The 14954-nt window shown below is 69.7% G+C and carries 10 protein-coding genes and 2 pseudogenes; 6 read left to right on the forward strand and 6 right to left on the reverse strand.

What is annotated here, in order from left to right; translation table 11 throughout:
* Positions 1–116 precede the first annotated feature (116 nt).
* Positions 117–353, forward strand: a complete 237-nt coding sequence (locus O7553_RS04815) for a GntR family transcriptional regulator (protein ID WP_281555475.1) — start codon at positions 117–119, stop codon at positions 351–353.
* Positions 354–444: 91 nt separating this feature from the next.
* Here O7553_RS04815 and O7553_RS04820 read toward each other — a convergent pair whose 3' ends face one another.
* From O7553_RS04820 to O7553_RS04830, 3 genes are all read right to left on the reverse strand, one after another.
* Entirely contained in the window at positions 445–906 is a 462-nt protein-coding gene (locus tag O7553_RS04820; protein ID WP_281553659.1) for a type II toxin-antitoxin system VapC family toxin, read from the reverse strand.
* Positions 890–1762, reverse strand: coding sequence for a hypothetical protein (locus O7553_RS04825; protein WP_281553660.1), 873 nt, complete (start codon positions 1760–1762; stop codon positions 890–892). Before O7553_RS04825 ends, O7553_RS04820 begins: the two co-directional genes overlap by 17 nt.
* Positions 1763–1835: 73 nt before the next feature.
* Complete coding sequence (locus O7553_RS04830) at positions 1836–2348, reverse strand: hypothetical protein (RefSeq protein ID WP_281553661.1); 513 nt, start codon at positions 2346–2348, stop codon at positions 1836–1838.
* A 401-nt stretch (positions 2349–2749) separates the two neighbouring features.
* Between O7553_RS04830 and O7553_RS30115 the strand changes: the two are divergent.
* The 3 genes and pseudogenes from O7553_RS30115 to O7553_RS04840 all read left to right on the forward strand — a co-directional run.
* Positions 2750–2799: pseudogene (locus tag O7553_RS30115) on the forward strand (hypothetical protein); the annotation flags it as partial.
* Positions 2800–2941: 142 nt separating this feature from the next.
* Positions 2942–3064, forward strand: a pseudogene (locus O7553_RS04835) (cellulose binding domain-containing protein); the annotation flags it as partial.
* Positions 3065–3916: 852 nt separating this feature from the next.
* Positions 3917–7042, forward strand: coding sequence for an AfsR/SARP family transcriptional regulator (locus O7553_RS04840; RefSeq protein ID WP_281553662.1), 3126 nt, complete (start codon positions 3917–3919; stop codon positions 7040–7042).
* Between the two features lie 41 nt (positions 7043–7083).
* Here O7553_RS04840 and O7553_RS04845 read toward each other — a convergent pair whose 3' ends face one another.
* Positions 7084–8193 (reverse strand): ScyD/ScyE family protein, encoded by a 1110-nt coding sequence (locus O7553_RS04845; RefSeq protein ID WP_281553663.1) that lies wholly within the window; start codon positions 8191–8193, stop codon positions 7084–7086.
* A 528-nt stretch (positions 8194–8721) separates the two neighbouring features.
* Here O7553_RS04845 and O7553_RS04850 point away from each other — a divergent pair.
* A complete protein-coding gene (locus tag O7553_RS04850; protein WP_281553664.1) occupies positions 8722–9777 on the forward strand; it encodes a hypothetical protein in 1056 nt (351 codons plus the stop codon).
* Between the two features lie 69 nt (positions 9778–9846).
* Positions 9847–12669 carry a LuxR family transcriptional regulator gene (locus tag O7553_RS04855; RefSeq protein WP_281553665.1) on the forward strand — a complete coding sequence of 941 codons (2823 nt, stop codon included), beginning with the start codon at positions 9847–9849 and terminating at the stop codon, positions 12667–12669.
* Between the two features lie 148 nt (positions 12670–12817).
* Here the strand turns inward: O7553_RS04855 and rfbA are convergent, their stop codons facing one another.
* Both rfbA and O7553_RS04865 read right to left on the reverse strand, forming a co-directional pair.
* Positions 12818–13702 (reverse strand): glucose-1-phosphate thymidylyltransferase RfbA, encoded by an 885-nt coding sequence (gene rfbA / locus O7553_RS04860; protein WP_281553666.1) that lies wholly within the window; start codon positions 13700–13702, stop codon positions 12818–12820.
* Positions 13703–13732: 30 nt separating this feature from the next.
* On the reverse strand, positions 13733–14953 hold the full coding sequence (locus O7553_RS04865; protein ID WP_281553667.1) for a nucleotide disphospho-sugar-binding domain-containing protein: 1221 nt from the start codon (positions 14951–14953) through the stop codon (positions 13733–13735).
* Position 14954 lies beyond the last annotated feature (1 nt).

Below are 14954 nucleotides of genomic sequence, written 5' to 3' on the forward strand. Positions count from 1 at the left end.
GACTTCCTCCCCGAACGTCGATGACAACGACGGCGAGCCTACCAGACCTATAAAGCCTGTAAAGACAGCAAGGGGATGCTGGGGACGGAGGACAGGATGGTTGCTTGGCTGTACCTATGCCGTACGCCCAGCCGCTTTGGCGCCAGATCAGGGATGATCTGCGGGCGAAGATCAGGGCCGGAATCTACCCGCCGGGCAGCAAGCTTCCGTCGGTCCGGCTGCTGGCCGACGAGTACGACACCAGTCACATGACCGTACGCCGTGCCGTCGACTCCATGATCGAGTTGGACGAGCTGATCGGTCGCACCGGTATCGGCGTCTTTGTGGCTGAGCCGCCCGAACAGGACTCGTAGTCAACGATCGAGCTACGGAGACCTGTGTCAGGCGGTAGGTCATCGCGACAGCCACTGGCTCCGGCGTCTGATGCGCCGGCTGCCCGGTGCGTCATCGATCTGTGAAGAGATCCGGTCCGCCGTAGGTGTACGGCTCGTCGACCCAGACCCCGTCAACGCTCTGGCCCTGAGGAAACCCTTTGTCGTAGGTCATCAACGTGTCTGCCTGTCCAACAACGGCCGAGGCCAAGTGGATCGCATCGAAGTTCTTCAGCTTGAAGCGCCGTACCATATCTCTCGCCTTCACAGCGACCTCGCGATCGAACTCGATCATGAGGAAGCGGGGGTTGTCGACGAGGGAGCGTGCCTGCTTGTCCTTGGCCGCGTCGAACGACGCCCTGCCTTGGCCGCGCACTTCCACCAGGCTCAGCGGCGAGATCATGATTGTCAGCTGGCCAGCGTCGGACAACGCCAGGAGGCGTTCGATCGGCTCGTATCCCGGATACCGAGTGAGGACGTAAATCAAGCCGCAGGAATCAAGGTAGACGCTATCTGGCTTATCGGGCCTGCTCACGCACTTCCTCCAGGTAGGCGAGAGGACTGAGCCCACCGGTCAGGTCTGGGTCTGCGCCGACGAGTCCTAGTAAGGGGGGAGCATCCGCCACCGCCGGCAGGACTTCGATGCTGGTCGCCCTCATCCCCAGGATCTGGCCTGCCGCGTTGCGCTTGATCCGACCACGGACCACAGCGTTGTGCCCGAGCGCCTGCTTCGCGGCTTCGACGAGCTGCGGCGGCAGGTCAACTTTGATCCGGCCTTCTCCACGGGGCGACCAGAGACCAAGGAATGGCTTTGTGCGCACGCTCATCGAGTCGATCGAGCCAGACATCGAGCCGATCGACTCTCGGCGTACTTTCAGCGCCCGGTCGAGGTTGACCGAAGCGCGCCTGGTCACCGCCACCGACTTGCGGACCTGGCCGTCGACGATGAGGGAGAGTTTCATCCCCGTGTCGGGTGTCGCTCCAAGGCGGCCGGCAAGCCGACGCGCGGTGCGTGCAGCGTTGACGCCCCAACCATCGGGCAGCAGCTCCGCACCTTCGACCTGCTCGAAGCCATCGACAGCGCGAACGTTCAGCGCGTCCAGTTCGTCGAAGGTTGCGCCCGGTCCTGGCTCCAGGGGAGCCAGTGCTGCTCGTACGCTTCCCAGCCCCAGCCGGGCAAAGGTCCAGGTGCTTCTCGGCACCCGCCGCTGACCGACGGGACGTCTCCGGTCGGCGTCTTCCAGGTCTGCGAGCAGGTCAAGTACCTCTTCCAGGCGTACCAGAGCTTGCCGAGCGTCCATCCCCCCCACGGGGCCGCTCAGCGTCACGTCCAGCTCCGTGCGCATGCGCCTAGCTTCGCACATCAGATCGGCTTGCGTGGTGACCGACATCCGGTAGAAAGTAGACCGGCACGCGCCGAAAGCCACTAATGCCCTTTAGGGGGCCTGTGTCGGTTCTACGCAGTCACTTGCCGACTTCGGAAGTATGCGGCGCAGCGGTGTGACGGGGGCCGTAGCCGGGTGGAGGGGTCAAGGTCGAGGTGTAGTTCTCGCCGTCGACGAGCGGATGTTCCAGGCTCGGTCCGGCGGGTGACATGCGGTCGTACTCGGCAAGCACTAGGTCCTTGGTGCGGTAGGTGCCGTACTTGGCGATCTCGTTGTTCTTGAGGCCGCCGGTCTCAGACTGGAAGGTCTCGAGTATGTAGTCGACGTCGTCGCGAGCGATCCCGTAAAGGTGAAAGAAGAAGGCGTCTAGCTCGGCACGAATCCGTGCACGTCGGTCCTCGTTCCAGTGGAATGGCTCCATCGACACCGAGCTGCGCTGGCAGTGCGGGTCGGCGAGCCTGACGCTGCCGCCGACCGGTTGCTGTGGCGCGGCTGCATCCGACCGATGCGCATCTCCAAGTACGCGACCGGCCTGGCCGCGCTGCGGCCGGACCTGCCGGACGGCCCGTGGCGACGCGCCCTGCGTCGGCACTTCTGCGGCATCCCTGTGCCGTCGAATCGGCCGTCGGGCCCGGCGACGCACCTGACGCCGACCGTCGTACGCCACATCGAACAGGAGGCATCGTGCGTCTAACCGTCCCTAGTACCGGGGCCGCGCCGGCGGCCGTCCGCGCCGTGGGAGTCGCGTTCGCGGCCACTCTGGTCGCCGGGCTGCTCGTCTCCCACTCACCGCCGGCCGGCGCCGAACCCGTCGCCGGCAGCGACCGGGGTACCGGCGTCGACCAAACCGGCGTTGACAAGACCGGTAGCGGCCAGTCTGGCAGCGGTCCGCTCGCTGCGGCCGACCAGATCGCGGCCGCTGACGCGGCCGAGGACCTGGTCGGCGACATCCAGTTCTCGGTGCACAGTGGCACCTTCCAGGGCGAGGTCGCGGTGTCGCTGAGTACCACGGTCAGCGGCGCACAGATCCGCTACACCACCAACGGTCAGCTGCCGACAGCACAGGCCACGCTCTACTCCGGGGCCTGCGCTGCGCTTCACCCGCTCCACCCAGCTGCGGGCCCGGGCGTTTGTCGGCGGGACGGCGGCCGGGGCGCCCGGTACCGCGATGTACTTCGCCCGACCGTCACGGCGCGCAACGTCGACTACAACGGTCGGCTCGCTGCCGGTGCCAGCACCAGTTTCGGCTTCATCGCCACCTGGAACGGCACGAGCACTTCGTCGGCGGTGACCTGCACCGCGTACTGATCGGATCAGTCCATCGTGTCCCCGGTTTCGGCCTTCGACGACAGTTGTGGCCGGATCCGGGGCCGCCTGCTTGTCGCGTCTGTTCGCCTCGTCGGGCGATGAAGGCGATTCAGGTACGCGCGACGCCGCAGGCCAGGCGTCTGCTCGACGTCAGCCGGAACATCCATCGATGGGCAAGCCGGTCACGTCTGCGATCCGCCGGCTGACATTCAGTTACTGGTCGATTCCCGAGGCTGGTGTCGATCGGCGCTGATGATATCGATGTCATTCAGGTGTTCGCGACGCCGCCGGTCAGGCGGGTGTGACATGTCCGTCTGAATTCTCCCCGTCGGTGCCCAGGTTTGCGGGTGGCGGGCTGAGTCGGCAGGCCTCGCCCACGGCGCGGCACGGTCCCTCCTGCAGGGGTCGACGGGGACCGGGGACTGGTTCGCGCTGTTCGCCGGCTGGGCGGCGGACCGTGGCCCGGCCGTGGCCCGGGCCGGCGCCGGACGTCGACATATACAGTTTAGCTGCACCTAGCGGATAAACCAGGCATCAACTTTCGCAGTACGGTCGGTGATTTGTCAGATGCGCCGACCCTGCCGTTGTTCACTTACTGTGGGTGACGATTCTTGTGCTGATCGGAGTTGTGACGCGGCTTGTCGGTGACTCAGGCTATTCCCTGTGTGGGGTTGCGGCGGCATTTGTCGAATCTGACCGGTGGCAAACCCCTCGGTCGGCGGCGTCGTGGGTGGGGTATTCGATCTGGGACATATGCGGATATGCGGCCGTAATAGGGTGCTGGTGCCTGAAAGGTAGCGCGTGTATGGTGTGATGTGCGAAGGGTGCTCGACTGCGGGGGTTCGTCGCGATATGCATGTCAAACTTCTCGGCACACTGGAGTTGATAGGCGGCCGTCGATCACTGGATATTGGTGGGCCGCGGCAGCGTGCCATTCTGGCAATGCTGGCGCTCAGCGTGAACCGTGTGACCACCGTCGAGCAACTTGTCGAGGCAGTGTGGGATACCGACCCGCCGTCGACCGCCCGCGGCCAGGTGCAGACCTGCATTTCCTTGTTGCGGAAGTTGTTCGGTACCGCCGGGCGGCCGGACGTCATCCGGACCCATCCGCACGGCTACCTGCTCACCCTGTCCGGGGACGAACTGGACAGCGAGCTGTTCGCCGACCTCGTCGCGCAGGCGCGCCAGCAGACCGAACACGGACGGATCGCCGCCGCGGCCACGACGTTGCGTAAGGCACTCGATCTGTGGCGGGGGCCGGCGCTCGCCGACATCCACAGCGGGCTGGTTCGCCGGGGGGCCGTGCTGCTGGACGACCAGCGGCTGTCCACCCTTGAGGAGCGGGTCCGGCTCGACCTCGCCCTTGGCCGCCACGGGGAGGTCGTCAACGAGTTGACCGCGCTGGTGCACGAGTATCCGCTCCGGGAACGGCTGTACGGCTACCTGATGCTCGCCAAGTACCGCTCGGGGCGCCCCGCTGAGGCGCTGGAGGTCCGCCGGCACGCGCGCGCCGTGCTTGTGAAGGAACTCGGCATCGAGCCGGGGCAGGAACTGCAGGACCTGGAACGGGCGATTCTGAATCGTGACCCGGCGCTGGATCAACAGCCCATCGTGCCCCGGCCGGTGATAGATGCCGGAGTCGACGGGAAATCGTCGTCGATTCAGCCGATCGTGCCGCACGAGGTGCCATTCAGCATCGCCGACTTCACTGGGCGTGATTCGCTGATAGGACGGATAAAGGAGGCGCTGACCGGCGAGTCGTCGAATGAGTTGGCGCCGTACTCGATGCGGATCGTCGCTATCTCCGGTGTGGGCGGTGTGGGAAAGTCGAGTCTCGCTTTCCGGGTGGCACACGAGATTGCCGATCAGTTTCCCGACGGCCATCTGTACGGCGAGTTCCAGAACCCGCAGGGCAGCGACGCGGGTGCGGTGCTGGCCAGATTCCTCCGGGCGATGGGGGTGAGTGGTTCCACGATCCCCGACGATCTCCAGGAACGCGCGACGCTGTACCGCAGCACGCTGGCGGGCAGCCGGGTGCTGGTCGTGCTCGACGACGTCACCTGCGAAGAGCAGATCCTTCCGCTGCTCCCCGGCAGCCCCACCTGCGCGGTCATCGTGACCAGCCGCCGACGGCTGGCCTGGCTTCCCGGGGCGCTGCGCGTCGATGTCGCACCCTTCGACGCCGCCCGGTCGATGGAACTGTTACACAAGATCGTCGGTGATGACCGGGCCCGCGCCGAGGAGCCGGCGGCGCTGGAGCTGATCCGCTTCTGCAACGGCCTGCCCCTGGCGCTGCGGATCGCCGGCGCACGGCTGGCGTCACGCCCGCACTGGCGGATCGCCGATCTGGTCCGCCGGCTGGGCAACGAGGCGCGCCGGCTGGACGAGTTCTCGCACGGAGGACTGGAGCTGCGGGCCAGCATCGCCCTCACCTACCGGAGCCTGGCGGCGCGGGCGCAGCGGCTGTTCCGCCTCGTCGCCCTGGTCCAGGTACGCGACTTTCCGGCCTGGATGGCGGCGGCGTTGCTGGACACCGACCTGCTGGACGCGGTCGACCTGCTGGAGAGCCTGGTCGACGCCCGCATGCTCGACACCGTCGAGTACGCCGGCAACCGGGTCCGCTACAGCTGCCACGACCTGATCCGGGTCTACGCCCAGGAGATGCTCAGCGCCACCGATAGTCCGGCGCAGCGGGACGCCGCCGTCGCCCGCGTTCTCGGTGCCTGGCTCACCCTCTCCGACGAGGCGCACCGCAAGGAGTACGGCGGCGACTTCACCCTGCTGCACGGAGGCGCCCCTCGGTGGCGTCCGTCGTGCCAGGGTCCGTCGTCCAGGTCCGCACTGGACTGGTGGGGCGCCGAGCGGGACTGGTGGGACAACGAGCGGTTCGCGATCGTCGCGGCCATCCGACAGGCCGCCGCGTACGGGATGCACGACCACTGCTGGGATCTGGCCCTCACCTCGGTGACCCTGTTCGAGAGCAAGGGCTACTACGAGTTGTGGCGGGAGAGCGCGGAAATCGGGCTGGCGGCGACCACCCAGGCCGGCAACCGCAACGGGCAGGCAGCCATGCTCTACTCGTTGGGCACGCTGCACATGTTCCAGAAGCGGCTCGCCACCGCCGGGGAGTACTTCGCCGCGGCGCTGTCGATCTTCCGAAGTGAGCAGAACACCCACGGCTGCGGGCTGGTGCTGCGCAACGTGGCGTTGATCGAAGGGCTGCGCGGGGACACCTCGGCGATGCTGAGCAACTACGAGCGATCTCTCACCGCGCTGCGCGCCGTCGGTGACGAGATGGGCGAGGCGCAGATCCTGCGCAGCGTCGCCAAGTTCTGGATCGACGAGGGGGAGACCGAGCGTGGCCGGTCACTGCTGGAGGAGGCGCTGACCATCTGCCTCAAGGTGCGGTGTCTGCGCGGCGAGGCCCAGGTGGTGCACCAGTTCGCCCATCTTCATCTGAGCACCGGGCAGATCAAGCTGAGCCGGCAGGCGCTGCACCGGGTCCTGCTGATCGTACGCAACATCGGTGACCGGATCGGCGAGGTGTACGCGCTCTACGGCCTCGGTATCGTCGACACCCGCGACGGACGGCCGGAGCGGGCCGAGCAGACCCTGCTGCACGCTCTGGACCTGGCCCGGCGGGTCGGGGAACGGCTCGTCGAAGGGGAGGCGCTGTACGCGTTGGGCGAGCTGTGCCTGGCCGCCGGGAGGACCGTCGCCGCGGCGAAGTACCTGGCCGGCGCGAGCCGGCTGTTCGAGGACCTCGGCTCGGTGCTCTGGCAGGCGCGGACATTGAGCGTGCTCAGTGACCTGCACGCGATGAACGACAACCTCTCCGAGGCGGCGGACAGTCTGGAACGGGCCGCGCGACTGCTGGCCGAGCTGGACTCCAAACAGGCCGCGCGCTGGTTGGACCAGATCCGGTCCAGCCGGTCGGCCTTGGAACTCGCCGCACCGCAGCGGGCCGGCCGCCGGTGACGGTGCGGTTGTCCCGGCGCCGGGACAACCGCACCGGTCGGTCACGGCAGGCGCAGCTTCACGATCTCGCCGATGCCGGGAGACACGCCCTGGCTCGTGGCGTAGACGTCGTCACCGGAGACCGCGATGCCGGTCGGCGCGATCAGCCCTTCCGGCGAGAAGTGGGTCTTGCTTCCGTCGTGCTCGACGCGGACGATCTCGCCGTGACTCGGCGGGAAGATCGCGCCGTCCTTGGCCATCGAGAGCGTCAGCAGCCGCCCCTGACGGTCGAAGGCGAGGTCGGTGAGCAGGGTGAACCCGTCAGCGAAGACGGTCGGCTCCTGGCCGGGCACCACCCGGTAGACCCGGGCGGTTCCCGCGACGACGCTCAGCTCGGCCACGTACAGCGCCCCATCCGGGCCGACCTCGACAGCGGTGGGCGCGCTCTGTAGCTGCCAGCCGCCGCCGACGTCCTTGGTCGGGAACACCGCCAGCGTCTTGATCCGGCCGCCCCGGGTGGCCCAGAGCAGATCGTTGCCGCCGGCGTCGGTTACCGCGAAACCGCCCCGGAACGGAACCATCCCGTACGGGTTGGACTCGATCTCGGCGCCCGCGGGTGCCCCGGCACCGCCGTCGGGGTTGTGCCGCGCCTCGTGGACGCCGAAGTCGGCGCCGAGCCGCACGTGCCCGGCGCCCGGGCAGATGAAGTGCAGCAGCCGGCCCATCTCGGGACCGTTGGCGCCGAACGGGTTCTCTCCGGTGACCGGGTCGATCCCCGAGGTGGACATGAGTACCGTCAGCCGGCCGTTGCGCAGCGACAGGTCGGCCGGCCCGGTGGCGTACGAGCCGTCGGTGGGTGCGCCGAGCGACGGCAGGCCCTCGATGACCCGGGTCACGACTCCGTTCCGGACGGTGGTGATGGCTCCACTGTGCCCCAGGCACTGCTCACCCTCAGGGGTGATGATGCACTGCAGGTCACCGCCGACGCCGGCCTCCGCGACCCAGATCGTGCCCCGGTCGACGACCAGGTGCCGAGGGTTGTTCAACCCGCTGGCGACGACCTGCAGGGTGGGCTGGGAACTGCCGGCCTGGGCGGCGGTCGCCGCGCCTGGTGACAGCACGACGGCGAGGCCCGCTGTCACCGCCAAGGTACGTCTGGCCAGTTCTCTCATCAGGATCCTCTCTGGAAACGATCACCTCGGGCACGCCGAGGGCCAGGTGTGACAAATGGAGCCGATGGTCGGATCCCCATCGAAGTGGTCCAGCAGCGGGTCTGGCCGGCTCGCCACCTGTCCTCGTCACCAGTGCATGTCGCTGGGATCGCTGGTCGCTTCGGCCGGGACGGAACCGGCCTGCGTCTGCGGCCCGGCGGCCGCTGTCGTCACGGCCCCCACGAGCATGGCGGCGGCCGCGAGCAACCCGAGCAGCTGCGGTGTGTACGGGGTCCTCGGCGAACGTGCGCGGGTTGACGTCGGGCTCAACTCCCGGTGGAATCGCATGTCCTGTCGCCTCCGTGTTGTTTCTCGACGCATCCGTTGGTGGACCGACCGCAGCATGTCGCGTCCCGCTCTCGATGGACTCTCGGTCCACTGAGAGCACATCGAGAGCGTTCGGAAAGCCGCCGTGGCTAGCCTGCCGCCCAGGCCGCCGCGTCACGTTGAGCGGCCTCCTGGTCACCGGCTGGAGGGAGCCACTGTCGAATGAGCGGCCGCGTCCTTCAGCTCAACACCGACGAGCTGGTCAGCGCGCTGTACGCGGTTGACGCGGTCGACCTGCTCGCCGAGGAGCTACGCGACGGGGTGACCGGGAAGGTGGGGGACGACATGCCGGACGGACGCATCATCCAGCTGCCGGGGCCGGATGATCTCGTCCTGCTGGAGGACCAACGGGTCGGCCGGCGCTGCGTGCTGCCGGCCCGGGCGCTTGCCGCCTCCCGGATGGCGGCGCTCGCCACCATCGCCGTCCGGGCGTTGGTGACCCCGGGCGCGGTGACCGCCGCCATGCTCGGTCCGGGATCCGCGACCAGCCTGCTGCTCCCACTGATCCTCGGCCGGGCCGGTGGGCTCAGCCACGTGGCGATCTTTCACGGTGCCGGAGCGTCCTCGCAGGAGCGCGTCCAACCGCAGCTGCTGGCTGAGCTCGACCGAGCCGGCGTCGGCTGGACGGTGACCGAGGCGGCGGCCGACGCGGTCTTCGGCGCCACCCTGGTGGTCGGTCTGGTGCCACGACCGGACCGACTGGACATCGGTGTCCCGGCGAGTGGTGCGTTGCTGATCAACACCGCCAGGGTGGGCTTCGCCGGCGGGGTGGTCGACCAGGCACGGCAAATCTATGTAGACGACGCGTCGTTGAGCCGGCCGGGAGGTTCCGGCCGCGCCGCCTGCGGGCACACCGTCGACGGCGACACCACCTACGAGCCGTCGCCCTGGTGTGTCGAGTCGTCGCCTGAGGACACGTGGCCGACGCCGCACGGCGGGCAACCGTCGCCGGCAGCCGCTGGAGCTCGCCGGTCCGGCGGCCTGCGGCCGCGCCGACGTCGAACGGGTCGACCGGGCAGGTCGAGCCGTGACGTCCGGCCGATCGAAGCCGAGTTGGGACAGCTGCTGACCGGTGAGCACGCCGGTCGCACCGGCGCCGACGACATCCTGCTGGTCGACCTGCTCGGGGCGTGGGCGCTCGACGTACGGCTCGCCTGCACGTTGCATCGCGCGGCGCTGTCCCGTGGATTCGGGGTGCAGCGTGACGAGTGGCCGTGACCGGTGCGACGACCATATCGACCGCGCGGATGGGGGAATCCGCGCGACCAAGAAGGATCGGGGAAAGCCATGCTGGTAGAACGAAACGGAGAACTGTCGTCACTGACCGATCTGCTGGCCGAGAGCGCTGCGGGACGCGGCAGGGTCGCCCTGGTCCGGGGCGGTCCGGCCACCGGTAAGACCGAACTGCTGCACGCGTTCGCCGAGCGCGCCGCGGCAACCGGGGCGCTGGTGCTGAGCGCGACAGGCGCCAGGGCCGAGCGTGAACTGCCGTTGGGGGTCGTCTGGCAGCTGATCCGCAGCGCGCCGCTGGCACCCGAGATTGCCGGTCGGATGACGGAACTGACGCTTCCGGCGGCGCTGCCCGGACCTGGCGGTACGCCGCACGGCGGCGGACTGGACGCGCGGGCGGTGCACGGCTTGTGCGCACTGCTGCTGGAGCTCGCGGCCGACCGGCCGGTGGTGATCGCCATCGACGACATTCAGTTCGCCGACCGACCGTCCCTGCAGGTACTGGTCAGCCTCCGGCGGCGGATCCGGCCGGCCCGCGTACTGCTGGCGATGACCGAATGGGAGTGGCCCAGCCTGCCGCGTACCCAACTGCACGCCGAGGTGGCCCGGCAGCCGCACACCCGGATCACGGTTGCCCCGCTGACCTGCGCCGGCACCGCCGACCTGGTGGCTCGCCGGCTGGGCGGTTCCGGGACACCCGCCGGGCTCGCCGCCCGGATGCACGCCATCACCGGCGGGAACCCGCTCCTGACCCATGCGCTGATCGAGGACCAGCTCCGGGCCGCGAATGCCGCCAGAGCCGCAGACCCGGCCGGCGTCGCAGACGCCTCAGGCGCGGCGAACCTGGCGGGTGCGGCGTGCGTCGCGCCGGTCGCCGGGCCGGTGTTCCACCAGGATGTCTGGGACTGCGTGACCCGCTGGGACGAGGAGATCCTGGTGGTGGCGCGGGGCATCGCGTTGTTCGGTGAGTGCGCCACCCAGGAGCTCACCGCACAGCTGCTCCGACTGGCCGACCGGCCTCTCGGACCCGCCTTCGACGTGCTGCGGGCCGCCGGGCTGGTGGTCAGCGACTGCATCCGCCATCCGGTGATCCGCGACATCCTGCTGGCGGGCATCGCCCCGGAGAAGCTCGCCGGGTGGCACCTGCGGGCGGCCGAACTGCTGTACGGGCGGTCGGCGGAGACGGTCGAGGTCGCCCGGCACCTGGTGGCCGCCAACGCGGTCCCGGGGCCATGGGCGGTACGCCTGCTGCGACACGCAGCGGAACAGGTGATCGCCGAGGACGACCGGTTCGCGGTCGGCTGCCTCGACCTGGCGTTGCGCAACTGCGACGACGACGAGCGGCTGGCGTTGCGGGCCGTCCTGGCCCGGCTGGCCTGGCGGGCGAATCCGTCCGCACTCGCCCCCCACCTGCCCCAGCTACGTACCGCGCTGAGCGCAGGGACCCTGCCCTGGCGGGACGCCGCACCGGTGATCCGCCACCTGCTCTGGCAGGGAGAGCTGACGGCAGCCCTCGACGCCGTCGACGCCGTCGGCGGACGCCACGGTCCGGCGGACGCCACCAGTCTCACCGAGCTGCGCCTGACCTTGGAATGGGTGTACGGGCCGATCTGGCAACGGCTGGCCGAGCCGGTCCAGGGCTGGCTCGTGACCCCGGCCCCGACACCCGGCGGGCCGCTGGCCGGGGCGGCGCAGCTCACGCTGGCCCGATCCGCGACACCACCGGTGGGCAGCGCCGAGCACGCGTTGCAGAGCTGCGCGGGTGAGGCGCCACCGGAAGTCGCCGCCCTGGCGTTGCTGGTGCTGGAGTACGCCGGACGCCCCGAGCACGCCCGCCACTGGGCGCAGACCCTGCTCGACAGCACCGAGCGGCGCCGCACCGGGGCCGGGCGCGCGTTGCTGAGCTGGGTCCGGGCCGACCTCGCCTGGCGGCGTGGTGATCTGGCCGGTGCGGACGTGGCGGCGGCGGAGGCGCTGGCGATCCTGCCGGCGCGTGACTGGGGGGTGCTCGTCGGGCTGCCGCTGGCGACGATGGTCCTGGCCCGCACCGCCATGGGACGCCTCGACGAGGCGGCCGCGTTGCTGGACGCCGCCGTCCCCGAGGCGATGTTCGATACCGTCGCTGGTGCCCACTACCTGTACGCCAGCGGCAGTCACAGTCTGGCCGCCGGTCGGCCACTGGCCGCGGTGGACGAACTGGAACGCTGTGGTGAGCTGCTCAAGCGGCTGGCTGTCGACGTACCGGCGATGATCCCGTGGCGTTGCCCGCTCGCCCAGGCGTATCTGCGGGTCGGCCTGCGGGGCAAGGGCCGGCACCTGGTCTCCGACCGGATGGAGCGGGCGGGGGACCGGGCGCGTGGCGCGGCACTGCGGGTCCTCGCCGCCGTGGGCGCGGCGCGGGACCGGACCGAACTGTTGCATCAGGCCATCGAGCTGCTGGAACGCTGCGGCGACCGGCTCGAGTTGGCGTACGCGCTGGCCGACCTGAGCCAGGCGCACCGGGAAGCCGGCGACCTCGGGCAGGCCCGGTTGGTGCTGCGCCGCGCCGAACAGGAACTCAAGGTCTGTCAGGCGGCGGGTGGACCGGTCGAGGTAGGGGCGGCGGTCGAGCCGCCGGCGGCGGACAACGTCGGCCCGACCGGCGTCGCCGCGTTGAGCGAGGCGGAACGCAACGTGGCCGCGCTGGCCGCCCTGGGGCACACCAACCGGGAGATCGGTCGCACGTTGTACATCACCGTCAGCACCGTCGAGCAGCATCTCACCCGGGTCTACCGGAAGCTGAAGGTGACCCGCCGCGCCGATCTGCCGTCGGAGCTGTCGCAGTACGAGGTCTCCGGGCAGTCACCGATGTCTCCGGCCCGTACTCTCGTGGCCCGCTGATCCGGCTGCGCCCCGTCAAGGGGCGCGGTCCGTCCGGGGTGGTGCCCCCGTCCGGGGGTGGTGCCCCGCCCGACACGTCGACGCGCCGGGCGGGGCACTTCGGCGGGTACAACGTACCGCCGCCCGGATCGCACGTCTCCCCGGGCTGTCAGCCGTTCCTCGATCGGTGCTCGGCCGCCACGGTCATCAGGTACTGGCCGTACCCGGTCTTCGCCAGACCGGCCCCGGCCGCGTGACACGCCTCGGCGCTGATGAACCCCATCCGCAGTGCGATCTCCTCGACACAGGCGATCCGCAGCCCCTGGCGCTGCTCCAGCGCCTGCACGTACTGCCCGGCCTGCAGCAGCGAGTCGTGGGTGCCGGTGTCCAGCCAGGCGAAGCCGCGGCCGAGCTCGACCAGCCGGGCCCTGCCCCGGTCGAGATACACCTGGTTGACGTCGGTGATCTCCAGCTCGCCGCGCGCCGACGGGCGGACGTTCTTGGCGATGTCGATGACGTCGTTGTCGTACAGGTACAGACCGGTGATCGCGGTGTTGCTCCGCGGCCGCTCCGGCTTCTCCTCCAACGAGATCAGGTTGCCCGCTTGGTCGGTCTCGCCCACGCCGTAACGCCACGGGTCGGTCACCGGGTAGCCGAACAGGACGCAACCGCCGAGCTGACGGGCGCTGCTCTGCAACACCTCGGGCAGGCCGGGCCCGTAGAAGATGTTGTCACCCAGGATCAGCGCGACCGAGTCATCCCCGATGTGGTCCGCCCCGATGATGAAAGCCTCGGCCAGCCCGCGTGGGCTGGGCTGCTCCGCGTAGCTGATGCTGATGCCCAGCGCCGACCCGTCACCGAGCAGCCGCTGGAACTGCGGCAGGTCACGCGGGGTGCTGATCAGCAGGATCTCGGTGATGTCGGCGAGCATGAGGACCGACAGCGGATAGTAGATCATTGGTTTGTCGTAGACCGGCAGTAGCTGCTTGGACATCGGCAATGTCACCGGATGCAGACGGGTCCCCGACCCGCCAGCGAGGATGATGCCCTTCACCTGTCACTCCCTACCGAACGAGCAGGCGGTTCAACCGCCCGCCAACTTCTCCAGGTTCGTCACCAGGTCGACCGGGGTCGGCCTGAGCCGGATCTCGTCCCGCACCTCACCGGCACGGGCCCGGTAGCCGGGGTCGGACACCAGCGCCAGCACCGCGTCGCGCACCCGCTGCCGGTCGGCGAGGTCGCCCTGCAGGTGGATGCCGACACCGGCGGTGTGCAGCCGCTCCGCGGTGACCGTGGTCTCGGTGGTGAAGGTGATCGGCAGCTGCGGTGTGCCGGACACGAGCGCGGTCATCGTGTTACCGCTGCCGCCGTGGTGGACGATCGCGGCGCAACCGGGCAGCAGCAGCCGCAGCGGCATTCGTTCCAGCACCCGGACCCCCGCCGGCACCGCGCCGAGCGCCGCCACGTCCGCCGCCGTGGCGGTGACGACCACCTCGAGGTCGAGACCGTCGAGGCTGGAGATCAGCTCGGGCAGCAGGTAGGAGTTCGGTCCCGACATCGTGGACAGCGCCGTCGACCAGGCGATGCAGACCCGGGGCCGGGCCGGAGTGTCGTGCAGCCAGGCCGGCTCCGGCGCGCAACCGTTGTACGGCACGTACCGCAGTGGCACCCGCTCGCCACCGACCGGCGGGGCGACCGCCGCCGGACACGGGTCGACCACATGGGTGATCAGGTCGAGGCTGAACTCGCCGACACCGTGCCGGGCGAACGAACCGCTGATGTCGGTCGGCACGATCCGCCGGTGCTCCGGCTCGTGGGTGCCCACCGGACCCCACAGGCACAGCAGCGCCGGAACGCCGACCACCCGGGCGGCCAGCAGGCCCTCGAGGCTCGTGGGGTCGTGCAGCACCACGTCCGGTCGCCAGCGGCGGGCGTACTCGACCGCCGCGTCGAAGCCGCGCGCCGCGCGGGCGGCCAGCTCCGGTTCCACGGTACGGCGGTACCCGGCGAGGTCGAACTCGTCCAGGCCGCGCAGCGGCTCGCCGGTCAGCGGATGCAGCGGCAGCCACGGGTAGCGCCACCGGCCCTCGGCGGCTTCCCGGTAGTACTCCAACCGGTTGCTGGTGACGATGTCGACGCCGTCGAGCACCGGCACCGGGATCAGCCCGGTGTTCGACACCGCGGTGGTCTCCGACGCGGGGCACAGCACCCGGACCTCGTGTCCCATGGCCTGCGCGGCCCAACCGACGGCGATCATCGTCGAGTAGTGGGTCGACCACGACGAGACGGTGAACAGCACTCGCATC

The organism is Solwaraspora sp. WMMA2059 (genome assembly GCF_027497315.1).
Classification (GTDB): domain Bacteria; phylum Actinomycetota; class Actinomycetes; order Mycobacteriales; family Micromonosporaceae; genus Micromonospora_E.